At 75.1% G+C, this 21,035-nt stretch carries 22 protein-coding genes and 1 tRNA gene; 15 read left to right on the top strand and 8 right to left on the bottom strand.

From position 1 onward, the window contains the following. Window positions 1–461: 461 nt before the first annotated feature. A complete protein-coding gene (locus ACWPWV_RS03260) occupies window positions 462–794 on the top strand; it encodes a cupin (RefSeq protein ID WP_454041524.1) in 333 nt (110 codons plus the stop codon). 28 nt (window positions 795–822) lie between these two features. Here ACWPWV_RS03260 and ACWPWV_RS03265 read toward each other — a convergent pair whose 3' ends face one another. After that, on the bottom strand, window positions 823–1,317 hold the full coding sequence (locus ACWPWV_RS03265) for a hypothetical protein (RefSeq protein WP_454041525.1): 495 nt from the start codon (window positions 1,315–1,317) through the stop codon (window positions 823–825). Window positions 1,318–1,419: 102 nt separating this feature from the next. On the opposite strand from ACWPWV_RS03265, the gene ACWPWV_RS03270 reads away from it, so the two are divergent. From ACWPWV_RS03270 to ACWPWV_RS03305, 8 genes are all read left to right on the top strand, one after another. Further along, the gene (locus tag ACWPWV_RS03270; protein ID WP_454041526.1) at window positions 1,420–2,493 is read left to right on the top strand and encodes a LacI family DNA-binding transcriptional regulator; all 1,074 of its coding nucleotides are present in this window, start codon (window positions 1,420–1,422) and stop codon (window positions 2,491–2,493) included. 137 nt (window positions 2,494–2,630) lie between these two features. After that, complete coding sequence (locus ACWPWV_RS03275) at window positions 2,631–3,797, top strand: Gfo/Idh/MocA family protein (RefSeq protein WP_454041527.1); 1,167 nt, start codon at window positions 2,631–2,633, stop codon at window positions 3,795–3,797. Window positions 3,798–3,868: 71 nt separating this feature from the next. Then, window positions 3,869–5,089: a dihydrodipicolinate synthase family protein gene (locus ACWPWV_RS03280; protein ID WP_454042802.1), complete on the top strand. Its 1,221-nt coding sequence runs from the start codon at window positions 3,869–3,871 to the stop codon at window positions 5,087–5,089. Then, window positions 5,086–6,021: a sugar phosphate isomerase/epimerase family protein gene (locus ACWPWV_RS03285; RefSeq protein ID WP_454041528.1), complete on the top strand. Its 936-nt coding sequence runs from the start codon at window positions 5,086–5,088 to the stop codon at window positions 6,019–6,021. The genes ACWPWV_RS03280 and ACWPWV_RS03285 overlap by 4 nt, the downstream gene beginning before the upstream one ends. A gap of 209 nt (window positions 6,022–6,230) precedes the next feature. Beyond that, entirely contained in the window at window positions 6,231–8,483 is a 2,253-nt protein-coding gene (locus ACWPWV_RS03290) for a heavy metal translocating P-type ATPase (protein ID WP_454041529.1), read from the top strand. 166 nt (window positions 8,484–8,649) lie between these two features. Next, window positions 8,650–9,258 (top strand): alpha/beta hydrolase family protein, encoded by a 609-nt coding sequence (locus ACWPWV_RS03295; protein WP_454041530.1) that lies wholly within the window; start codon window positions 8,650–8,652, stop codon window positions 9,256–9,258. Between the two features lie 73 nt (window positions 9,259–9,331). Further along, the gene (locus ACWPWV_RS03300; RefSeq protein ID WP_454041531.1) at window positions 9,332–10,114 is read left to right on the top strand and encodes a hypothetical protein; all 783 of its coding nucleotides are present in this window, start codon (window positions 9,332–9,334) and stop codon (window positions 10,112–10,114) included. An 84-nt stretch (window positions 10,115–10,198) separates the two neighbouring features. After that, window positions 10,199–10,420: a hypothetical protein gene (locus tag ACWPWV_RS03305; protein WP_454041532.1), complete on the top strand. Its 222-nt coding sequence runs from the start codon at window positions 10,199–10,201 to the stop codon at window positions 10,418–10,420. Between the two features lie 45 nt (window positions 10,421–10,465). On the opposite strand, the gene ACWPWV_RS03310 is transcribed toward ACWPWV_RS03305, so the two are convergent. From ACWPWV_RS03310 to ACWPWV_RS03320, 3 genes are all read right to left on the bottom strand, one after another. Continuing rightward, window positions 10,466–10,538, bottom strand: a tRNA-Thr gene (locus tag ACWPWV_RS03310). 134 nt (window positions 10,539–10,672) lie between these two features. Continuing rightward, complete coding sequence (locus tag ACWPWV_RS03315) at window positions 10,673–12,214, bottom strand: alpha/beta hydrolase (protein ID WP_454041533.1); 1,542 nt, start codon at window positions 12,212–12,214, stop codon at window positions 10,673–10,675. A gap of 97 nt (window positions 12,215–12,311) precedes the next feature. After that, the gene (locus tag ACWPWV_RS03320) at window positions 12,312–12,905 is read right to left on the bottom strand and encodes a hypothetical protein (protein WP_454041534.1); all 594 of its coding nucleotides are present in this window, start codon (window positions 12,903–12,905) and stop codon (window positions 12,312–12,314) included. Window positions 12,906–13,034: 129 nt separating this feature from the next. Between ACWPWV_RS03320 and ACWPWV_RS03325 the strand changes: the two genes are divergently transcribed. The 4 genes from ACWPWV_RS03325 (at window position 13,035) to ACWPWV_RS03340 (ending at window position 16,432) form a co-directional block, all read left to right on the top strand. Continuing rightward, the gene (locus ACWPWV_RS03325) at window positions 13,035–14,294 is read left to right on the top strand and encodes a low temperature requirement protein A (protein ID WP_454041535.1); all 1,260 of its coding nucleotides are present in this window, start codon (window positions 13,035–13,037) and stop codon (window positions 14,292–14,294) included. 80 nt (window positions 14,295–14,374) lie between these two features. Continuing rightward, complete coding sequence (locus tag ACWPWV_RS03330; RefSeq protein ID WP_454042803.1) at window positions 14,375–14,749, top strand: SHOCT domain-containing protein; 375 nt, start codon at window positions 14,375–14,377, stop codon at window positions 14,747–14,749. A gap of 101 nt (window positions 14,750–14,850) precedes the next feature. Beyond that, window positions 14,851–15,840 (top strand): TIGR03557 family F420-dependent LLM class oxidoreductase, encoded by a 990-nt coding sequence (locus tag ACWPWV_RS03335; RefSeq protein ID WP_454041536.1) that lies wholly within the window; start codon window positions 14,851–14,853, stop codon window positions 15,838–15,840. 22 nt (window positions 15,841–15,862) lie between these two features. Continuing rightward, a complete protein-coding gene (locus tag ACWPWV_RS03340) occupies window positions 15,863–16,432 on the top strand; it encodes a hypothetical protein (RefSeq protein ID WP_454041537.1) in 570 nt (189 codons plus the stop codon). A gap of 18 nt (window positions 16,433–16,450) precedes the next feature. On the opposite strand, the gene ACWPWV_RS03345 is transcribed toward ACWPWV_RS03340, so the two are convergent. Together ACWPWV_RS03345 and tmk are read right to left on the bottom strand one after the other, a co-directional pair. Beyond that, window positions 16,451–17,587 (bottom strand): DNA polymerase III subunit delta', encoded by a 1,137-nt coding sequence (locus ACWPWV_RS03345; RefSeq protein ID WP_454041538.1) that lies wholly within the window; start codon window positions 17,585–17,587, stop codon window positions 16,451–16,453. Continuing rightward, window positions 17,584–18,333 (bottom strand): dTMP kinase, encoded by a 750-nt coding sequence (gene tmk / locus ACWPWV_RS03350; protein ID WP_454041539.1) that lies wholly within the window; start codon window positions 18,331–18,333, stop codon window positions 17,584–17,586. The genes ACWPWV_RS03345 and tmk overlap by 4 nt, the downstream gene beginning before the upstream one ends. Window positions 18,334–18,434: 101 nt before the next feature. Between tmk and ACWPWV_RS03355 the strand changes: the two genes are divergently transcribed. After that, complete coding sequence (locus tag ACWPWV_RS03355; protein WP_454041540.1) at window positions 18,435–19,133, top strand: HAD-IA family hydrolase; 699 nt, start codon at window positions 18,435–18,437, stop codon at window positions 19,131–19,133. Between the two features lie 28 nt (window positions 19,134–19,161). Here the strand turns inward: ACWPWV_RS03355 and ACWPWV_RS03360 are convergent, their stop codons facing one another. Next, complete coding sequence (locus tag ACWPWV_RS03360) at window positions 19,162–19,647, bottom strand: MarR family winged helix-turn-helix transcriptional regulator (protein WP_454041541.1); 486 nt, start codon at window positions 19,645–19,647, stop codon at window positions 19,162–19,164. Between the two features lie 76 nt (window positions 19,648–19,723). Between ACWPWV_RS03360 and ACWPWV_RS03365 the strand changes: the two genes are divergently transcribed. After that, window positions 19,724–19,942: a hypothetical protein gene (locus ACWPWV_RS03365; RefSeq protein WP_454041542.1), complete on the top strand. Its 219-nt coding sequence runs from the start codon at window positions 19,724–19,726 to the stop codon at window positions 19,940–19,942. A 4-nt stretch (window positions 19,943–19,946) separates the two neighbouring features. On the opposite strand, the gene ACWPWV_RS03370 is transcribed toward ACWPWV_RS03365, so the two are convergent. Continuing rightward, window positions 19,947–21,023 carry a Gfo/Idh/MocA family protein gene (locus ACWPWV_RS03370; RefSeq protein ID WP_454041543.1) on the bottom strand — a complete coding sequence of 359 codons (1,077 nt, stop codon included), beginning with the start codon at window positions 21,021–21,023 and terminating at the stop codon, window positions 19,947–19,949. Window positions 21,024–21,035 lie beyond the last annotated feature (12 nt).

Genomic DNA, 21,035 nt, shown 5'->3' on the forward strand with positions numbered 1-21,035 from the left:
GCCGCGATCTGCTTGGCGCATGCCCCCCAAGGGCCGCCTGAAACCCGGTGCTCCCGCTCTTACCTCACGACTCGACCGGACCCGTCCGACACGCGTCGTCCTGCTGCACCCGCTCGACCGGGCGCGCGTCCGGCCTGTGACACGACGTGGGCGACGACCGACCGCCGCGCTCACCCCGCTGGCCGAGCAGCGGGGCGACGTGACGATCGCCACGCTGTACCGCGGCGTGACGGACGGGTCGCAGGACAGGGCGAGCTACCGCGAGCTCGAGGACGGCCCGCCCTCACGGCGCGCGCCATGGCGTGGTTCCGGGACCGCCACCTGCCCCGACGTGGAGCGCCGGCCCGAGATCACCGCGTCGCCGTCGCGCGCCTCGCTCTCGCCGGGACGGCCCGCGCTGCGCCCGCGCGTCGTGGTGCGCCACGCGGCAGGATGGGAGTCCCCGACCGGTCGGAGCCCCCATGACGAACGTCGACCTGCTCACCGACGCGCACCTCACGGGCGCGCGGTCCGCCGCGAACGGACGCAGCGCGGAGGTCGTGCTGCACGACGGCCCGCTGCGCCAGACGATCATCGCCCTGCTCGCGGGCGTCGAGCTGGGCGAGCACAACTCGCCGCCCGCCGCGTCGATCCAGGTGCTGCGCGGGAAGGTCCGCGTCACCGCGCTGGGCGAGGGCGACACGGAGCTGGGCGCGGGCGAGCTGCGCGTCCTCACGCACGAGCGTCACGCGGTGTCGGCGCTCGAGGACAGCGCGTTCCTCCTCACGACCGTGACGGGCGTCCCGACGCCCTGACGTCCCGTCACCGGCCCGCCGCACGTCGTCAGCGACGCACGGCCCACGTGGCGAGGGCGACGGCCACGACGTCCTCCGCGACGGCGCCCGGCCAGTCCGGGCGCTTCCCGACGGCGAGCCCGCGCCACGCGGCGCCGCCCCACGTCCCGGCGGCCGCGCCGAGGGCGCCCGCGACGGCGCAGACGACCACGGCCGCTCCCCCGGCGCCCCGGCCGCGCGCGAGGCGCGTGCCGCCGAGCGCTCCGCTCAGCATCCGGAACGCCGGCCCCGGCGGGACGAGGCGGCTGGGCGCACTCGGCTGCTTGTCGCCGACGACCTCGCCCACCACGGCGAGCAAGGCCGCACCCCGGGCGACGGGGCCGTGCCCCGCCGACCCGCCGTCGGGCCGCGCGGCGAGCAGCGGCGCCGCGACGCCGAGCGTCGAGCGGGAGCCCGCCGCGACCCCCAGCGCGAGGGACCTCACGGCGAGCGACCGTCCGGCCGGTGCCGACGGTCGTGGCTGTCCGGGGTGCGTGCGTGCCATGGTCGTCCTCCTCGCTCGGTGCCGTCCGCCCGACCGTAGCGGGGAGGAACCTCACCCGCGCCCTGACCGCGGGCCGCGTCACGCCCCCGGTAGCCTGTGCCCGTGGCCGGACCGACCCTCAGCGAGGTAGCGCGCGCCGCGGGCGTCTCGCTCGCGACCGCCTCGCGCGCCATCAACGGGAGCGCGAACCGCACGGTGGGGGCGGAGCTGCGCGAGCGGGTGCTCGCGACGGCGGCACGCATGGGCTACTCCCCCGACCCGAGCGCCCAGGCGATGGCGCGCGGGCGCACGACGACCGTGGGGCTCGTGGTCCACGACATCGCCGACCCGTACTTCTCCTCCCTGGCCGCGGGCGTGACCGACGCCGCCGACCGCGAGGGTCTCCTCGTCACGCTGACGAGCACGCAGCACAGCTCCGCGCGCGAGCTCGCCTTCGTCGAGCTCATGGACCGGCAGCGCGCACGCGCCCTGGTCCTGGGCGGCGGGCGCCTGTCGGCCGCCGACGACGCCGCCCCCTCCGCGGACGCGCTGCACGACGCGCTCGTGCGGTACCGCGACGGGGGCGGCCTGGTCGCGCTCGTCGGGCAGGCGCTGGGCGACCTGCCGGCGGTCGAGATCGCCAACCGCCAGGGCGCGGCCGAGCTCGCGACGGCGCTGCACGGCCTGGGCTACCGGTCCTTCGGCGTGCTCGCCGGCCCCGTGGGCCACCGCACGGCGCTCGACCGCGCGGCGGGGTTCACCGAGGCGCTCGCCGCGCTCGGCACGGCCGTCGACGCCGGGGCGGTGGTGCCGTGCGAGTTCACGCGCGACGGCGGCTACGCGGGCATGCAGGAGCTCCTCGCGCGCACCGCCCCCGCGGGCGCGCCGCCCCGCGCGGTGCTCGCGGTGAACGACGTGATGGCGGTGGGCGCGATGGCCGCGGTGCGCGACGCCGGGCTGCACGTCCCCCGCGACGTCGCGGTCGCGGGCTTCGACGACATCGTCACGCTGCGCGACGTCGTCCCCGGGCTGACGACCGTGCGCATCCCGCTCGTCGAGGTCGGGCAGGTCGCGCTGCGCCTCGCCCTCGGGCTCCCCGTCGGGCCGGACCTGCCGGGCGTCGTGCACGAGGTGGCCGAGGGCCGGGTCGAGGTGCGTGGCGACGTCGTGCTGCGCGAGTCCACGCCCCCGCTCTGAGCCCCGGACCGGTTCGTTCTCCCACCGTCGGAGAGAGTCCGTGGTTGACGCTGGAAAGCGCATTCCCTATGCTGGGGAGCACCACGCTTCTCTCGCCGACCTCGCCGTCGCGCGACTGACAGGACGGAGTCGTCCCGATGACCACCACCCGCACCCTGCGCATCGCCATGAACGGCGTGACCGGCCGCATGGGCTACCGCCAGCACCTCGTGCGCTCGATCCTGCCGATCCGCGAGCAGGGCGGCGTCGAGCTCCCCGACGGCACGCGCCTGCAGGTGGAGCCGATCCTCGTCGGCCGCAACGAGTCGAAGATCCGCGAGCTCGCCGCCCAGCACGACGTCGAGCACTGGACCACCGACCTCGACGGCGCGATCGCCGACCCGACGGTCGACGTGGTGTTCGACGCCTCGATGACCGCGCTGCGGGCCAAGACCCTCACCAAGGCGATGCAGGCGGGCAAGCACGTCTACACCGAGAAGCCGACGGCCGAGACGCTCGCCGAGGCGGTCGAGCTCGCGCGCCTGCGCGAGGAGACCGGCGTGACCGCGGGCGTCGTGCACGACAAGCTCTACCTGCCGGGCCTCGTCAAGCTGCGCCGCCTCGTCGACGAGGGCTTCTTCGGGCGCATCCTGTCGCTGCGCGGCGAGTTCGGCTACTGGGTGTTCGAGGGCGACCACCAGGCCGCCCAGCGCCCGTCGTGGAACTACCGCAAGGAGGACGGCGGTGGCATGACCACCGACATGTTCTGCCACTGGAACTACGTGCTCGAGGGCATCCTCGGCTCGGTGCGCACGGTCACCGCCCAGACCACGACGCACATCCCGACCCGGTGGGACGAGCAGGGCAAGGAGTACACGGCGACGGCCGACGACGCCGCCTACGGCATCTTCGAGATCGAGACCCCGGGCGGGGACCCGGTCGTCGCGCAGATCAACTCGTCGTGGGCGGTGCGCGTGTACCGCGACGAGCTCGTCGAGTTCCAGGTCGACGGCACGCACGGCTCGGCGGTCGCGGGCCTGCGCCGGTGCGTCGCGCAGCAGCGGGCACACACGCCCAAGCCCGTGTGGAACCCGGACCTGCCGGTCACCGAGCCCTTCCGCGACCAGTGGCTCGAGGTGCCCGCGAACGCCGACCTCGACAACGGCTTCAAGCTGCAGTGGGAGGAGTTCCTCCTCGACGTCCACGCCGGCCGCCCGCACCGCTTCGACCTCCTCTCCGCGGCGCGGGGCGTGCAGCTCGCCGAGCTCGGCCTGCGCTCGTCCGCCGAGGGCCGCCGCCTCGACGTCCCCGAGATCACCCTGTGAGCGCCGCGACCCTCGCGGTCCCCGGTTCGCGCGAGCTGCGCGACCGGGACGGGTCGGGAGCCGTCGTGCACCTGCCCCGCTTCGCCGACGACGGCCGCGTCGCCGGCACCGAGGTGCGCGAGCTGCTCGTCCCGGGGCCGTGGACCCGGCCGACCGCGCCGATCACGTCGCGCGTCGCGTTCGCCGCGGCGCACGTGGTGCCGCAGGTCGGCGCAGAGAACGTGCCGGGCGCGCCCGCCGCCGTCGACTGGGACGCGACGCTCGCCTTCCGGCACCGCATCTGGGAGCACGGGCTCGGTGTCGCGGACGCCATGGACACCGCGCAGCGCGGCACGGGGCTCGACTGGGCCGCGACGCAGGAGCTCGTGCGCCGCTCCGCGGCCGAGGCGCGCTCCGTGGGCGCCCGGATCGCGTGCGGCGCGGGCACCGACCAGCTCGACCCCGCGGTGCTCGCGGGCCGCGCGCCCGGCGACCCGGCGGCGCTCGACGCCGTCGTGACCGCCTACCGCGAGCAGGTCCACATGGTGCAGGACGCCGGCGCGCAGGTCGTCGTCATGGCGTCGCGCGAGCTCGCGCGCGTCGCGCGCTCGCCCGAGGACTACGCGCGCGTCTACGACGCCGTGCTCTCCGAGGCGGACAGGCCCGTGATCCTCCACTGGCTCGGCCCGATGTTCGACCCGGAGCTCGAGGGCTACTGGGGCACGGCGTCGGTCGACGAGGCGACCGACGTCCTGTTCAACCTCGTTCGCGCCCACCAGGGACGGGTCGACGGCGTCAAGGTGTCCCTGCTCGACGCGGACCACGAGAAGGGCCTGCGCTCGCGCCTGGCGCGCCTCGACCCGGGCACCGGGGCCGACGCGCCCGGCCCCGTGCGCCTGTACACGGGCGACGACTTCAACTACCCCGACCTCGTCGTCGGAGACGGGAAGCGGCACTCGGACGCGCTGCTCGGCATCTTCGCCGCGATCTACCCCGCCGCGTCGACCGCGCTCCAGGCGCTCGACGCCGGTCACCCGGACCGCGCGCACGCCGTCCTCGCGGCGACGGAGGCGCTCGGGCGGCACGTGTTCACCGCCCCGACGTCCTCCTACAAGGCCGGGATCGCGTTCCTCGCCTGGCTCAACGGCGCGCAGCCGGGCTTCCAGCTCGTGGACGGCCTCCAGTCGGGCCGGTCCGTCGCGCACCTCGTCGGCCTCGTCCGCCTCGCGGACCGCGCCGGGCTGCTGCTCGACCCGGACCTCGCCGCGCGGCGCACGCGCGCCTTCCTCGAGGTCAACGGGGTGACCCGATGACCGGCCCCGCACCGACGGGCGCTCCGGGCCGGGCGGCGTCGGGCAGCGGTGGCGCAGACCTCTCGCGCTGCTCGCTCAACACCGCGACGATCAAGCACGCGACGCTCGAGGAGGCCGTGACGCTCGCCGCGGAGGCCGGGTACGGCGCCGTCGGCCTGTGGCGCGACCGCGTCCAGGAGATCGGCGCGGACCGTGCCGCCCGCGTCGTCGCGGACGCCGGGCTGCGCGTGTCGTCGCTGTGCCGGGGCGGCTTCCTCACCGCGACAGACGACGCCGGGATCGCCGCCGCGCTCGACGACAACCGGCGCGCCATCGAGGAGGCGGCCACGGTCGGGACGAGCGAGCTCGTGTTCGTCGTCGGCGGCCTGCCCGCCAGCGGCACGCCGGGCCAGGGACCGCGTCCCGACGCCGGGCCCGGGGACCGCGACGTCGTCGCCGCCCGCGCCCGGGTCGCGGACCGGATCGCCGACCTCGTCCCGTTCGCGACGGAGCACGGCGTGCGGATCGTCCTCGAGGCGCTGCACCCGATCTTCGCCGCCGACCGTGCCGTGCTCTCCACGCTCGGCCAGGCGCTCGACCTCGCGGCACCGTTCGACGCCGCGGCCGTGGGCGTCGTCGTCGACACGTATCACGTGTGGTGGGACCCGGCCCTGCGCGAGAGCGTCGCGCGCGCCGGTGCCGAGGGACGCGTCGCGGGCTACCAGGTGTGCGACTGGATCCTGCCGCTCGCGAGCGACCCCCTGCTGTCGCGCGGGTACGTCGGCGACGGGTACGTCGACTTCCCGACGATCACGCGGTGGGTCGCCGAGACGGGGTACTCCGGCGACGTCGAGACCGAGATCTTCCACCAGGAGATCTGGGACGCCGACCCGCGCGAGGTCGTCGCGACCGTCGCGGAGCGTTACGCGCACCACGTGCTGCCCCACCTGTAGGCCTCTCGGCCACACCCTCCGCCGCAGTGCGGCACCTCGAGACCGGCAGTCCGGCCCGAGATCGGCACCCCTCCCTGCCGATCTCGGACCGGGCTGCCGGTCTCGTGGCGTCCCGCCCGTCGCGGCCTGCTCTTGACGAACGCCGTGCGGAGGAGCATCATCGGAGACATATACCCCCCAGGGGTATGAACGGACGCTCAGGAGGAACGATGGGACAGCAGATCGATCCCGGTCACCGGCACGAGGGCCACAGCGGCACGACCGTCGACTCCGCGCCCGGTCGTGCGGCCGGTGCGCACGAAGCGGCCGGGCACGGGACGTCGGAGCACGACACGACGGGGCACGGCGGGCACGACATGACCGGGCACGCCATGACCGGGCACGCCATGACCGGGCACGCCATGACCGGGCACGGCGGCGGACATGGCGGCGGGCACGGCGGGCACGGCGACCACGTGGCGCAGTTCCGCCGCCTGTTCTGGGTCATGCTGGCCCTGGCCGTCCCGACCGTCGCGCTGAGCCCCATGTTCGCGATGCTGCTGGGGTACGAGCTGCCCGACGCCGCCTGGGTGCCGTGGGTCTCCCCCGTGCTCGGCTCGGTGATCTTCCTGTGGGGCGGGCGCCCGTTCCTCTCCGGCGCCGTGAGCGAGCTGCGCGACCGCGCACCCGGGATGATGACGCTCATCTCGCTCGCGATCACCGTCGCGTTCGTCTCGTCCCTCGGGGCCTCCCTCGGGCTGCTCGCGCACGACCTGGACGTGTGGTGGGAGCTCGCGCTGCTGGTCGTCATCATGCTGCTGGGGCACTGGATCGAGATGCGCTCGCTCGCCCAGACGGCGTCCGCGCTCGACTCCCTCGCGGCGCTCCTTCCCGACGAGGCCGAGCGCGTCGCCGACGACGGGACCGTCACGACCGTCGCGCCGACCGACCTCGGCGTGGGCGACGTCGTGATCGTGCGTCCCGGGGGACGGGTCCCTGCCGACGGCGCGGTGACGGACGGCAGCGCCGACGTCGACGAGTCGATGATCACGGGCGAGTCGCGCCCGGTGCGCCGGGCGGTCGGGGACCCGGTCGTCGCGGGCACCGTCGCGACCGACGACGCGCTGCGCGTGCGGATCACCGCGGTCGGTGACGACACGGCGCTCGCCGGCATCCAGCGGCTCGTGGCCGACGCGCAGTCCTCGTCCACGAGGACCCAGCGTCTCGCCGACCGCGCCGCCGGGTGGCTGTTCTGGTACGCGCTCGGCGCCGCGGCGCTCACCGTGGCCCTGTGGCTCGTCCTCGGCACCCCGGAGCAGGCGCTGATCCGCGCGATCACGGTGCTCGTCATCGCGTGCCCCCACGCGCTCGGCCTCGCGATCCCGCTCGTGGTGTCGATCTCGACCGAGCGGGCGGCGAAGGCCGGCGTCCTCGTCAAGGACCGTCTCGCGCTCGAGCGCATGCGCACGGTGGACACCGTGCTCTTCGACAAGACCGGCACGCTCACGGCGGGCGAGCCCGTCGTCACGCACCTCGCCACGACCGGCGACCGGACCGAGGGCGAGCTGCTCGCCCTCGCGGCGGCGGCCGAGGCCGACAGCCAGCACCCCCTCGCGCGGGCCGTCGTCGCCGCGGCGCACGACCGTGGGGCCGAGGCGCCCCGCGCGACCGGCTTCCGGTCGCTCACGGCGGTCGGGGTCGAGGCGACCGTCCCGTGGCGGGGCGGCTCGCGCCGGGTCGCCGTGGGCGGTCCTGCGCTGCTGCGCGAGCGCGGCCTCGAGCCGCTGCCCGACGCCGCGGCGTGGGAGCGCGACGGCGCGACCGTCCTGCACGTGGTCGCCGACGGCGAGGGCCCTGGCGACGACGCGTCGTCGGCCGCCGAGGTGGTCGGGGCGCTCGCGCTCGCGGACGCGGTCCGTCCGGAGTCGCGCGAGGCCGTCGAGGCTCTGCACCGGCGCGGTGTGCGGGTCGTCATGATCACGGGCGACGCCGAGCCCGTCGCGCGGGCGGTGGCCCGCGAGCTCGGCATCGACCAGGTGTTCGCGGGGGTGCGGCCCGAGGACAAGGACGCGAAGGTCGCCGCGCTGCAGCACGAGGGGCGCGTCGTCGCGATGGTCGGCGACGGCGTGAACGACGCTCCCGCGCTCGCGCAGGCGGACGTCGGCATCGCGATCGGTGCGGGGACGGACGTCGCGATCGCGTCCGCGGGGGTGATCCTCGCGAGCTCCGACCCGCGCGCGGTGCTCTCCATCATCGAGCTGTCGCACGCGTCGTACCGCAAGATGCAGCAGAACCTGTGGTGGGCCGCGGGGTACAACATCGCGGCGGTCCCCCTCGCGGCCGGGGTGCTCGCACCGGTCGGGTTCGTCCTGCCCATGGCTGTCGGCGCGATCCTCATGTCCGTCTCGACCGTCGTCGTGGCCGCCAACGCCCAGCTGCTGCGCCGCGTCGACCTCGACCCGGCCCGCCTCGCCGGCCGCTGACCCGCGCCACGCCGCGCCGCGCCGCGCCACGACGCGCCGAACACGATCGCGAGGTCGTTCCGGGCCGTATCGCGACCTCCATGTCGTGCTCGACCGCGAGCGACCTCGTGCTCGGCGTCCGGGCGGCGCGCGGGACCCACCGGACGACCGCTGCGAGACTGGTGCCGTGACCTCGCCCCACGACACGACCGACGCACCCCTGTCCGTGGCGGGCGTGCTGCTCACGCCGGGCGCCGGGGCGAGCCGCGACCACCACGCGCTCGTCGCGATCGAGCACGCCCTCGCCGCGCTGCCCACGCCGGTCCCCGTGCGTCGCGTGGACTTCCCGTACCGCCTCGCCGGCCGCCGGATGCCCGACCGGCCGCCCGTCGCCGTCACGCACCTGCGCGCCGAGGCCGAGGCGTTCGCGGACGAGCTGGGCGCCACGACGGACCGGATCGTGCTCGGCGGCCGGTCCTACGGCGGTCGGATGTGCTCGATGGCCGTGGCCGAGGGGCTGCCCGCGGCGGGCCTCGCCCTCGTCAGCTATCCGCTGCACCCGCCCGGCAAGCCCGAGCGTCTGCGCACCGAGCACTTCCCGGACCTGCGCGTCCCCACGCTCGTCGTGTCGGGACGGACCGACCCGTTCGCGTCCCCCGACGAGCTCACCGAGCACCTCGCCGCGATCCCCGGACCCGTGACGCGCGTCGAGCTGCCGGGTGCGCACGACCTGCGGAACCAGGACGGCGCGGTGTGCGACGCGGTCGTCGCGTGGCTCGGCGGCCTGGACCGCTGACACGGCCGTCCCGGGGAGGCCTCCCGGCTGCGTACGATGTGGCGCGACCGTCCTGCCCGACCCGGAGGTGCCCATGCGCGCCGCAGCAAGAGCTGCCGCGACCGTCCCGCTGACGGCCCTCGTGCTCGCCGGCGTCGCCGGGGTCGCGGCACCGGCCCTCGCGGCGGACCGCGACAGCGGCGGCGAGCTCAGCGTCACGACCGACGGCGTCTCGTTCGACGCCTCGCGGCTCGCCGACGAGCAGGGCTGGCTCAGCTACGCGGTGAGCGCACCGGACGGGTCCCGGACGAGGCTGCTGGGCGACGGGTACTCCGCGGAGGACGCCGCGGACGGCCACCTCGAGCTCGACGTCCCCGGACGCGCGTACCGCGACGGGTGGTGCGTGACCTGGGTGCACGTCACCGGCATCCGCGACCAGTTCGCCGGCTGGGCGGGCGACTCCCCCGTGTGCACGACGGAGCCGGCCGCCACCCCGTCGCCGACGGCCGCTCCCACGGCGCAGCCGTCTGCCGCGCCCGCACCGCCACCCGTCGCGGAGGCCGCCCCGTCCGCGCCCGAGCCCCCGCCCGCGGCACCGGTCGAGCCGGTCACGGCCGAGCCGGAGCCGGAGCCCGCCCCGACGGAGACGCCGACCGAGACCCCCACCGCGTCGCCGACGCCGACCCCCTCCTCGAGCGCAGGGACCGCGACGACGGACCGGCCCGAGCCCGCCCGCACGCCGTTGGTCACCGCGGGCGAGCGCAGCGCGCCGCCGGCACCTGGCAGCGCGTTCCCGACCCTCGTGGTCGCCGGTGTGGGCGGCCTCGTCGCGGCTGCAGCAGGCGGGGCGATCCTCCTGCTGCGACGCGCCGGCTGAGGCGTCAGCGCCCGGGGCGGCACGTGGGCGAGGGGCCGACGCCTCCCCTCGCGCGGCGGGACGTCGTCGTGGCAGGGTGGCGCCATGACATGGACTGCGCGCTTCGTGGGCGGTGACCTCGACGGCCGGGTGGCGACGCTCGACGACGACGTGCTCGACTGGTCCGGCCACTTCGTCCACGACCCGGCCGAGGGCACGACGACGCACATGCTCACCCAGTCCGACCCGCCGCAGCACGTCCAGCGGTACGAGCGCCGGCCGGCGCCGGACGGGGACACCGACTACGTGCTCGCGCTCGTCCCCTGACCACGACGAAGGCCCGGAACCGTGAGGTTCCGGGCCTTCTGCCTGAGCCGCCTATCAGAATCGAACTGATGACCTATTCATTACGAGTGAATCGCTCTACCGACTGAGCTAAGGCGGCGTGCTGCAGTGAGGCTCGCTCGCGCGAACCGCCGCAACGATCGCCTACTGTACCCGGCGATCGGCCCAGACTCCAAAGCGGCTCCGGGCGTCGCACGTCACGGCTGCGGCGAGGCCGCTCCCGACGGGCGGAGGTCAGCAGGTGAGCCCGTCCTCGGGGACCGTCCCGTCGACGAGATAGGCGTCCACGGCGTCGCCGACGCACGCGTTGGAGCGGCCGTAGGCGGTGTGGCCCTCGCCCTCCCACGTGACGAGCACGGCCGAGTCGAGCGCCTTGGCGAGCCCCTCGGCCCAGACGTACGGCGTCGCGGGGTCGTTCGTGGTGCCGATGACGACGATCGGCGCGGCGCCGGTCGCGTGGACGTCGAAGTCCTGCTCGACGACGGGGTGCGGCCAGTCGGCGCACGTGAGCGCACCGTAGGCGAAGAACGACCCCATCGTCGGCGCCTCGACCTCGAGGCGCTCGCGCTGCGCCTCCATGGTCGCGGGGTCGGGGTCCTGCCGGCCGTCGAGGCAGCCGACGGCGCGGAACGCCTCCGTGGAGTTGGTCGCGAACGTCCCGTCGGGGTTGCGGTCGTTGTAGAAGTCGGCGAGGTACAGCAGCTGCGTGCCGGTCCCCTCGTCGATCGCCTCGGTGAGCGCCTGGGTGAGCACGGGCCAGCTGAGGTCGTTGTAGAGCGTCACGGCGATGCCGTAGAAGGCGAGGGTCGACGTGAGCCTGCGGTCGGAGCTCGTCGGCAGCGGGTTCGCCCGGGCGGCGTCGAGCACGGCACGGATCTGCTGCATCCCGTCGTCGACGTCGCCGCCGAGCGGGCACGACGCCCCGGCCTGGCAGTCCGCGACGTAGGCGCGCAGCGCGCTCTCGAACCCGACCGCCTGCTGCTCGCTCGTCTCCTCGGCGGGCAGGGTGACGTCGATCGCTCCGTCGAGCACGAGCCGGCCGACCTTGTCCGGGAACAGGCCCGCGTACGTCGCGCCGAGCTGTGTCCCGTACGAGTAGCCCAGGTACGCGAGCGTCTCGTCGCCCAGCACGGCGCGCAGCATGTCCATGTCGCGCGCCGCGCTCTGCGTGTCGACCTGGCCCAGCAGGTCACCGGTGTTCTCGGCGCACGCCTCGGCCCACTCGCGGTAGGCGGCCCGGCGCTCCTCGAGCCCGGCCTCGCCGTCGGGCACGTCGTACTCGGTGGACAGCGCCTCGTCCTTCGCGGCGTCGTCCAGGCACACGACGGGGTCCGACTGCCCGACACCGCGAGGGTCGAACCCGACGAGGTCGTACGCGGCCTTGACCGGGTCGCCGATGATCTGTGCCGCGTCGCCCACGAAGTCCACGCCGGACGCACCCGGGCCGCCCGGGTTGGTGAGCAGCGACCCGATCCGCTCGCCGCTCGCCGGGAGCCGCTTGAGCGCCAGCTCGATCTCGCCGGCCCCCGCATCCTGCCACGACAGGGGTGCACGCGCCGTGGTGCACTCCCAGCCGCCGTCGCAGTCCTCCCAGGCCAGGCTTTGGCCGTAGAAGTCCTCGAAGCCCTCGGGGCCGCTCTCCCCGGTGCCCTCCGACGCGCCGGAGGTCGCGATCTCGTCGACCGGTGTCTGCACCTTGGGCGGCACGGAGCAGGCCCCGACGACGAGGGCGAGCGCGAGCGACGAGGCGGCCAGAGCGGCGCGGCGGGACTTCACCCCGACACGGTAGCCGCTCCGGTCGGGCCTCCGGGCGGGGGTTCACCCGGACGGCCGTCCTTCCACATGCTCTTCACGGCACCCGCTGGGGGCAGGGCTACGGCGCCTCCACCCATGCCGCCTCGCCGGTCGACCCGTCGACGGCGGGCGGCACGACGACGCTCCCCTGGTCACCGAGGACGGCGGTCACCTCGGCGGAGGCGTCGACGTCGTCGGGGACGGCGACGACCGACGTCGCCGGGACGAGGTCCATCGTGCACACGGCGTCCTGCGGGATCTCGACGAAGGTCACGACGACCTCCGACCCCTGGACGGCGGCGTCCGGCTCCGCGAGGAGGGGGCAGGTGCTCGAGCCGTAGGTGACCACGTACAGCAGCCCCGGCTCGGCGCTCCACGCCGCACCGGCACCGCCGTCCGTCGGGCCGTCGACGCCCGACGGCAGGCCCTTGCCGGTGGCGCCCGCCTCGACGGTCATGGTGGCGGCGTCGGGCGCCATCGACGGCGTGCCCTCCGTGGGCTCGGACGTCGTCTCGCCGCCCGTGCCGTCCGTCGGGGACTCCGACGCCGTCTCGTCCCCGCCGCCGTCCGTGGACGACGCGCACGCGGCGAGCGTCGACGCGGCGAGGGCCAGCCCGACGACCGTCGAGAGGTGGACCGCGCGGCGCGGTGCACGGCGGGTGGTGGTGACCATGATGTCTCCTTCGTCGGGACGGTCCGGCTGACGCGCCCATCCTGGCGCAGGCCGCCCGGTACGGCACGCGCGAGCCGGCCCGCGGGCCGAGCCTGGCCGGGCGTGGCCTCCGGTGGCACGATCGCTCGCATGACCCTCCGACCTGCGGGCGCCCCCCGCTGGGGCCTGCGCACCGACCTCCTCCGTCGCGGGGAAGGAGGTGACTCCAGCCGGGTCGGCTACGTCGAGCTCTTCTTCGACCTCGTCTTCGTCTTCGCCGTCACCCAGCTCTCGCACCTCCTCATCGCGCACCCCGGACCCGAGGCCCTGGTGCACACGCTGGTCCTGGGCCTCGCGGTCTGGTGGGTCTGGGTCGACACGATGTGGGTGACGAACTGGCTGGACCCGGAACGCGTCCCCGTGCGCGCGATGCTCGTCGTGCTCATGCTCCTCGGCCTCGTGATGGCGAGCGCGATCCCGGAGGCGTTCGAGGACAAGGCGCTGCTGTTCGCGGTCTGCCTCGTGACGATGCAGGTGGGCCGCAGCGTGTTCACGGCGCTGGCGATGGCGCGCCACTGGCCCGAGAACGCGGTGAACTTCGTGCGGATCACGACGTGGCTCGCCGTCTCCGGCGGCGTGTGGGTCGCGGGCGCCCTCGTCGAGGAGCACCGGCTCGCCCTCTGGGTCGTCGCCGCGGCCATCGACGTCGTGGGGCCTCGCGCGATGTACTGGGTGCCCGGGCTCGGTGCCTCCGAGGCACGGTCGTGGGTCGTGCGCGGCCAGCACATGGCCGAGCGGGTCAGCCTCTTCGTCATCATCAGCCTCGGCGAGTCGATCATCGTCACGGGCACGGCCTTCGCGGAGCTGCCCCTGGACGCGACGACGTTCTCCGCGTTCGCGTCGGCGTTCGCCAGCACCGTGCTCATGTGGTTGCTGTTCTTCGACCGCTCCGAGCGCCGGGCGACCGAGTTCTTCACCTCCCGCGACGAGACCGGGATGGTCGCGCAGACGGCGTACACGTACGTCCCGTTCGTCATCGTCGCGGGGATCGTCCTCACGGCCGTGGCGGACGAGCTCGTCCTGCTCCACCCGCTGGGCCACGACGGCCACGCCGACGCGTGGACGGCGGGCCTGGTCTGCGGGGCGGCCGCCACCTACCTCGTGGGCAACGCGCTCTTCCGTCGTGCGACGGGCGGCGCGTGGTCGCTCCCGCACCTGGCCGGCGCGGCCCTGCTCGGGCTGCTCTTCCTCGCCCACCGCGAGCTCACGCCCCTGGCCCTGAACTGGCTGTCGGACGCGGTGCTGCTCGCCGTGATCGTCGGCGACGTCGTGCGCGCGCGACGCGGCGGTGAGCCGCTGCGGTCTCACCCGCGCGGACACGGCGGGTCGCCGCGCGCACCGGGGCGCTGATCGCTAGGTTCGGCGCAGCAAGGCCCTGGCGCGGCGACCGTTCGCGCAGGTGACGGCAGGCGTCGAGAAAGGGCGTGACCGTGGACTTCTGGGACTTCTTCTGGTTGCTCGTCTGGAGCTTCTTCTTCATCGCATACCTGATCGTGCTCTTCCAGATCATCGGAGACCTGTTCCGCGACAAGGAGCTCTCCGGCTGGTGGAAGGCGATCTGGATCGTCTTCCTCATCTTCCTGCCCGTCCTCACCTCGCTCGTGTACCTCATCGCGCGGGGCCGGGGGATGGCCGAGAGGCAGATCGCGGCCGTGTCGCAGGCCAAGCAGGACACCGACCAGTACATCCGGCAGGTCGCGGGCACCTCGCCCACCGACCAGATCGCGAGCGCCAAGGCGCTCCTCGACTCGGGCGCCATCACTCCCGAGGAGTTCGCGCACCTCAAGGCCAAGGCTCTCGCCTGAGCCCGCGCTGACCGACGGTCGGCCGACCACCGTCCGACGACTCGGACGACGGCCCGGGTGCCCCGCGTGCGGGTGCGCCCGGGCCGTCCCACGATCGAGGTATGACCCGCTTCGGATACACCCTCATGACCGAGCAGTCCGGCCCCAAGGAGCTCGTGGGCTACGCGGTCGACGCCGAACGCCTCGGCTTCGACTTCGAGGTCTCGAGCGACCACTACTTCCCGTGGCTCGACACGCAGGGCCACTCCGGCTACGCCTGGTCGATGCTCGGAGCGGTCGCGCACGCGACCGAGCGCGTCGACCTCATGACGTACGTGACGTGCCCCACCGTGCGGTACCACCCCGCCCTGGTCGCCCAGAAGGCGGCGACGCTCGGCATCCTGTCCGACGGCCGGTTCACGCTCGGCCTCGGCGCGGGGGAGAACCTCAACGAGCACGTGGTCGGCAAGCGCTGGCCCGCCGTCGACGAACGGCACGAGATGCTCGCCGAGGCGGTCGACATCATCACCGAGCTCTCGACCGGCGACTTCCTCACGTACGTCGGGCACCACTTCCGCGTCGACTCGGCGCGCGTCTGGGACGTCCCCGACGAGCCCGTGAAGATCGGCGTCGCGGTCTCGGGCGAGCAGTCCGTCGGCCAGTTCGCGACGGTGGCCGACCACCTCATCGCGACCGAGCCGAAGGCGGACCTCGTGCAGCAGTGGGACGCGCTGCGCGCCGACGCGTCGCTCGAGCCGTCGCGCAAGATCGGCCAGATCCCCATCTCGTGGGACCCCGACACCGACGCCGCCGTGCAGCGTGCCCACGAGCAGTTCCGCTGGTTCGGCCTCGGCTGGCCCGTGAACGCGAACCTGCCCACCACCGAGGCGTTCACCCGGGCCTCCTCGTTCGTCCGCCCGGAGGACGTCGCGGGGTCGATCCCGTGCGGCCCCGACCTCGACGCCGTCGTGGAGGCCGTGTCCGCCTACTGGGAGGCGGGCTTCACCGACATCGCGATCGTCCAGATCGGCGACGAGAAGCAGCAGCAGTTCCTCGACGAGGCGGCCGGGCCGCTGCTGGAGAAGCTGCGCGCCGCCGCACCCTCGTCCTGACCCGACAGGGAAGAATCGGCCCGTGAGCAGACGAGCCTCGCGGGTCACGGGCAGCTCCCGGCCCTCTCGACCCGGTCGACGGCCTCCCCGTGGACGGCCACCCGGTCGGCGAGCGTCCGGTCGGCGGCGCCCCGACGGTGCCCCGCCGCTGACACCCTGGGGCGGCGTCCTGCTCGCCGCTCTACCAGCGGCGCTCGGCGGGCTCGTCGTGTGGCGGGGCGGGGAGGACCTGGCCTCGGGCGACGCCTCGGCGGTCTTCCCGCTCGCCCTCCTCCTCGGCCTCAGCCTGAGCGGGACCGTCGGCGCCGTCTCCCTGACGCTGCGCGAACCCCACGCGGAGCGCTGGTTCCGCGTCGCGACGTTCCTCGGGCAGGCGACGGTCGTGGCGTTCTTCGGCGGGATGATCGTGCTCGGGCTCGTCGCCCCGGCACTGCTCGCCTCGCCGGGCTCGGGCCGGGCCCCGGACACGCCCGGCGAGGCCCGGGTGGCCGGGCTCCTCGCGCTGGTGGTCGTGCTCGCCGTGGGCGTCCCCGCGGTCCTCGGCCGTCGACGGGCCCGTGCTCAGCGTGCGCGTGGACGGGGCCGCCGGTGACGCCTCACCCGTCGCCGGTCAGCCCTGGGGGCGCAGCGCGACCGTCATGGCCTCGACCGCGAGCAGCGGCGCGACGTTGCCCTCCAGCCGCTCGCGCGCGACGCCGATGGCGTCCATGCGGCGCACCGTCTGCTCCGGCGTCGAGTCCTCGGCGAGCGCGCGGACCGTCTCCGCGAGCCCGGTGTTGACGAGCTCGACCTCGGCGCCGAGCTGGACCACGAGCACGTCGCGGTAGAGGGAGAGCAGGTCGACCATCGCGCGGTCGAGCACGTCGCGCTGGTGCCGGGTGGCGCGACGCTTCTGGTCCGCCTCGAGGTCGCGCAGCTGCGAGCGCAGCCGCGGCGGCAGCGTCTCGCCGTCGGCGACGCCGAGCGCCCGCAGGAGCTCGGCCTTCTCGCCCGCGTCGCGCTCCTCGGTGGCCGCCTTCGCCTCGGCCTGCGCGAGCTCCACGAGCTCCCCGGCGGCGAGCACCGCGTCGCCCACGCCGCGGATCCGGCGGGCGAGGGACAGCACCGAGCTCCGGCGCTCGCGCGCACCGGCGTCACGCGCGAGCCGGCGCGCGAGGCCGATGTGGCTCTGCGCCGCGCGCGCCGACGCCTCGGCGACGGCCGGGTCGACGCCGTCGCGCGCGACGAGGAGCCGCGCCACCGCCTCGACGGGGGGGACCCGCAGCACGACGCCGCGGCAGCGCGACCGGATGGTGACGAGCACGTCCTGCGGGCTCGGGGCGCACAGGACCCAGACGGTGTGCGGCGCGGGCTCCTCGATCGCCTTGAGCAGCACGTTCGTGGTGCGCTCCGCCATGCGGTCCGCGTCCTCGATCACGATGACCCGCCGTCGGCCCTGCGAGGGGCTGCGGCTCGCCACGGTGACGAGGTCGCGCACCTCGTCGATCTTGATCGTCACCAGCTCGGTCGCGACGAGCGTGACGTCGGGGTGGGTGCCGGCGAGCACCGTGCGGCACGCCTGGCACCGGCCGCACCCGCCCTGCTCGCACTGGAGCGCGGCGGCGAACGCCCGCGCGGCGTTGGAGCGGCCCGACCCGGGCGGTCCCGTGAGCAGCCACGCGTGGGTCATCGCCGCAGGGTCGGCCACCGCGGCGCTCAGCGTCGCGACGGCCTGCTCCTGCCCGACGACGTCGTCCCAGACGCTCATCCGTCCACGCCCCGCCGCAGCGCACCGGGCCTCGCACCCGGCTGGTAGCCGAGCGCGCTGTCCGAGTCGTCGAACCCGTCGTCCGGGCGCGCCTCGACCGTGTCCTCGGCCTCCTCGACGACGGGCGTCAGCTCGAGCCGCGCGGCGACGTCGACGCGGATCTGCGCCTGGAGGTCGTCCACGGGGGCCGCGGCGTCGAGCACGACCCAGCGCTCCGGTGCGGCGGCGGCACGCGCGAGGAACGCCTCCCGCGTCCGGCGGTGGAACTCCGCGCCGGCGCGCTCGAGACGGTCGTGCGTGCGGCGGATCCGCGCCGACGCCACGGAGGGGTCGAGGTCGAGCAGGATCGTCACGTCGGGCATGAGGTCCTGCACCGCCCACCGCGAGATGAGCTCGACCTCGTCCGCGCCGAGCTCGCGCCCGCCCGCCTGGTACGCGACCGACGAGTCGAGGTACCGGTCCGTGACGACGATCGCGCCGCGCGCGAGCGCCGGACGCACGAGGCTCGCGACGTGGTGCGCCCGGTCGGCCGCGTAGATGAGGGCCTCGGTGCGCGGGTCCATGTCCTCGCCGTGCAGGACGGCGGCGCGCAGCTCCTTGCCGAGCGCCGTGCCGCCCGGCTCGCGCGTCAGCACGACCTCGCGGCCCGTGAGCTCGCCGAGCCACTGCCCGAGCAGGCGCGACTGCGTGGACTTGCCGACGCCGTCGCCGCCCTCGAACGAGATGAAGTACCCGGGTGCGCTCACGGCGTCCACCCTAGTCGCGGCGTCGGACAGCCACACCGCCCCCCGGAGGGCCGCGCGGCCGCCCCGGCACGTGGGCGTGGTGGCGGGTTAGCCTCGGGACCATGCCCCGTCCTGCCACGACCCCCGCTCCCGGTGCCGCGTTCGCGGACCGCACGTTCGACGCCGTCCTGTTCGACATGGACGGCACGCTCATCGACTCCGTGCCGGCGGTGGACCGCAGCTGGAAGCGCTGGGCGGCCGAGCAGGGTCTCCCGGACCCGGAGGACTTCCAGATCCAGCACGGGACGCCGGCGCGGACGCTCATCGGGACCCTCCTGCCGGCCGACCGCGTGGAGGCTGCCTACGAGCGGATCCACGAGCTCGAGCTCGTCGACAACGAGGGCGTGACGGTCCTCGCGGGCACGCGCGAGGCGCTCACGACGCTCCCTGCGGAGCGGCAGGCGATCGTCACGTCGTGCACGACGCCGCTCGCGGCCGCCCGCATGGCGGCGTCCGGCCTCGTGGCGCCGTCCGTCGTCGTCACCGCCGACGACGTCGAGCGGGGCAAGCCCGACCCGGACCCGTTCCTGCTCGGCGCCGAGCGGCTCGGCGTGGACCCGGCGCGGTGCCTCGTGGTCGAGGACGCCCCCGCGGGCATCGCCGCGGCGCGCGCGGCCGGGTGCGCGGTCCTCGCCGTGACGGGGACGCACTCGGCCGAGGAGCTCGCGGCGTCCGACCCCGCGCCCGACGCCGTGGCGGCGGGCCTGGCGGCCGTCCGCTTCGTCGTCGGGCCGGACGGCGTCCGGGTGACCGACGCCTGACCGCACGGCGGACCGGGGGCGCGACCGGTCAGTACACCCCGGCACGGAGCGCTGCGGCGACGACCTTCGACGCCGCGGCGTGCACCTCGGCGAGCTCGTCCAGGTCCAGGCCCGTCGCGGCGACGATCGCGGGCGGGATCCGCTCCGCGTCCCGACGGCGCGCGCGCCCCGCGGGGGTGAGCGTCACGCGGACCTGGCGGCCGTCGTCGGGCGAGCGCTCGCGCCGGACGTAGCCGAGCGTCTCGAGCCGCTTGAGCAGCGGCGAGAGCGTCCCGGCGTCGAGATGGAGGCGGGTCGCGAGGTCGCCGACCGTCGAGGCCGTGCCGGCGGCGTCGTCCTGCCACAGCGCGAGGAGCACGAGGTACTGCGGGTGGGTGATCCCGAGGGGCTCGAGGAGCGGCCGGTAGAGCGCGACCATGCCCCGTGCCCCGGCCGAGAGCGCGAAGCACACCTGGGCCTCGAGCGCGAGAGGGTCGGCGAAGAGGTCTCCGGCAGCGGGCGGGGCGTCGGTCACGTCGCCAGGGTAGCCCGGTTCGCGCTATCGTGTGGTGCACCAATGATTGGGGCACCACGGAATGGGCGGACGGGCGATGACGAGACGCACCAGGGGCAAGGACGAGCGCACGTTCGGCATGCGGCTCACCGAGCGGTTCCTGCCGATCTTCGGCCCGGCACAGCTGGGCCGCCAGGACGCCGACGGGCGGGGCGTGTCCGACGCCGAGCGCGAGCGCGACCAGGAGCTGCGGACCCGCTTCGAACGGGTCACGGGCCCGGACGGCCGCACCTACGTCGTCGAGCACACCGACTGACGCGTCACTCCCCCGGGTAGACGACCCCCACCTGGCGGCGCACCTCGTCGAGCGTCCGCATGACCTCGAGCGTGCCGTCCCACGACATGCGCGGGCTCTGCGTCTCCCCCGCCACGACGCGCCGTGCGACCTCGGCCGCCTGGTACTGCTTGCCCTCGCCCGAGAAGCCGTCGTAGGACCACGACGTGCCGTCGTTGCGGACCACCCGGAACGACGTCGGCGCGTAGAACGCCCCGTCGACCTCGATGCGCCCCGCCGTCCCCGAGATCACGGCGCCCGTCGCGGTGCGCGACCACAGCGTCGTCGAGAGCGTCGCCTGGGCCCCGCCCTCGTACCCGAGCACGATGCTCACCTGGCCGTCGACGCCCGTCTCGGTGAGCGCGCCCACGGCCGTGACGCTCGACGGCGCGCCGAGCAGGTCGTGCGCGAACGACACCGGGTACACGCCGAGGTCGAGCAGGGCGCCGCCCGCGAGGTCCGGCGCGTAGAGCCGGTGGGACGGGTCGAACGCGAAGAGCTGGCCGTGGTCGGCGCTGACGTTGACGACGTCGCCGATCTCCCCGCGTGCGATGACGCCCCGCAGCGCGGCGACGTGCGGGAGGAAGCGGGTCCACATCGCCTCCATGACGAACACGCCGGCCTCGCGCGCGGCGTCGAGCACGTCGCGCGCCTCCGCCTCGTTCCGCGTGAACGCCTTCTCCACGAGGACGTGCTTGCCCGCACGGATCGCGAGCAGGGCGTGCTCGTGGTGGTGCGAGTGCGGGGTCGCGACGTACACGACGTCCACCTGCGGGTCCTCGACGAGCGCCTCGTAGCCCTCGTGGGTCGTGGGGATGGCGTGCGACGTCGCGAAGCGCTCGGCGCGCACGCGGTCGCGCGAGCCGACCGCGGCCACGCGGCCCTGCGTGTGCTGGCGCACCGCCTCGGCGAACGACGACGCGATCCCGCCCGCGCCGAGGATGCCCCACCGCACGGTCGGCGCCGACCGCGGGTCGGGCACCAGGCCGGACAGCTCGGCCCGCACGTCGGCGGGCAGGTCGTGGGCGGAGGTGAGGGCACGGGGGACGGCGACGTCGCTCATGGCCACACGGTA

It is taken from the genome of Cellulosimicrobium sp. Marseille-Q8652 (assembly GCF_965112045.1).

Coding starts and splice junctions, on each gene's coding strand:
- ACWPWV_RS03260 (WP_454041524.1), top strand. CDS start 462: ATGACGAACGTCGACCTGCTCACCGACGCGCACCTCACGGGCGCGCGG.
- ACWPWV_RS03285 (WP_454041528.1), top strand. CDS start 5,086: ATGACCGGCCCCGCACCGACGGGCGCTCCGGGCCGGGCGGCGTCGGGC.
- ACWPWV_RS03365 (WP_454041542.1), top strand. CDS start 19,724: ATGACGAGACGCACCAGGGGCAAGGACGAGCGCACGTTCGGCATGCGG.
- ACWPWV_RS03335 (WP_454041536.1), top strand. CDS start 14,851: ATGACCCGCTTCGGATACACCCTCATGACCGAGCAGTCCGGCCCCAAG.
- ACWPWV_RS03300 (WP_454041531.1), top strand. CDS start 9,332: ATGCGCGCCGCAGCAAGAGCTGCCGCGACCGTCCCGCTGACGGCCCTC.
- ACWPWV_RS03370 (WP_454041543.1), bottom strand. CDS start 21,023: ATGAGCGACGTCGCCGTCCCCCGTGCCCTCACCTCCGCCCACGACCTG.
- ACWPWV_RS03320 (WP_454041534.1), bottom strand. CDS start 12,905: ATGGTCACCACCACCCGCCGTGCACCGCGCCGCGCGGTCCACCTCTCG.
- ACWPWV_RS03325 (WP_454041535.1), top strand. CDS start 13,035: ATGACCCTCCGACCTGCGGGCGCCCCCCGCTGGGGCCTGCGCACCGAC.
- ACWPWV_RS03305 (WP_454041532.1), top strand. CDS start 10,199: ATGACATGGACTGCGCGCTTCGTGGGCGGTGACCTCGACGGCCGGGTG.
- ACWPWV_RS03290 (WP_454041529.1), top strand. CDS start 6,231: ATGGGACAGCAGATCGATCCCGGTCACCGGCACGAGGGCCACAGCGGC.
- ACWPWV_RS03265 (WP_454041525.1), bottom strand. CDS start 1,317: ATGGCACGCACGCACCCCGGACAGCCACGACCGTCGGCACCGGCCGGA.
- ACWPWV_RS03345 (WP_454041538.1), bottom strand. CDS start 17,587: ATGAGCGTCTGGGACGACGTCGTCGGGCAGGAGCAGGCCGTCGCGACG.
- ACWPWV_RS03275 (WP_454041527.1), top strand. CDS start 2,631: ATGACCACCACCCGCACCCTGCGCATCGCCATGAACGGCGTGACCGGC.
- ACWPWV_RS03355 (WP_454041540.1), top strand. CDS start 18,435: ATGCCCCGTCCTGCCACGACCCCCGCTCCCGGTGCCGCGTTCGCGGAC.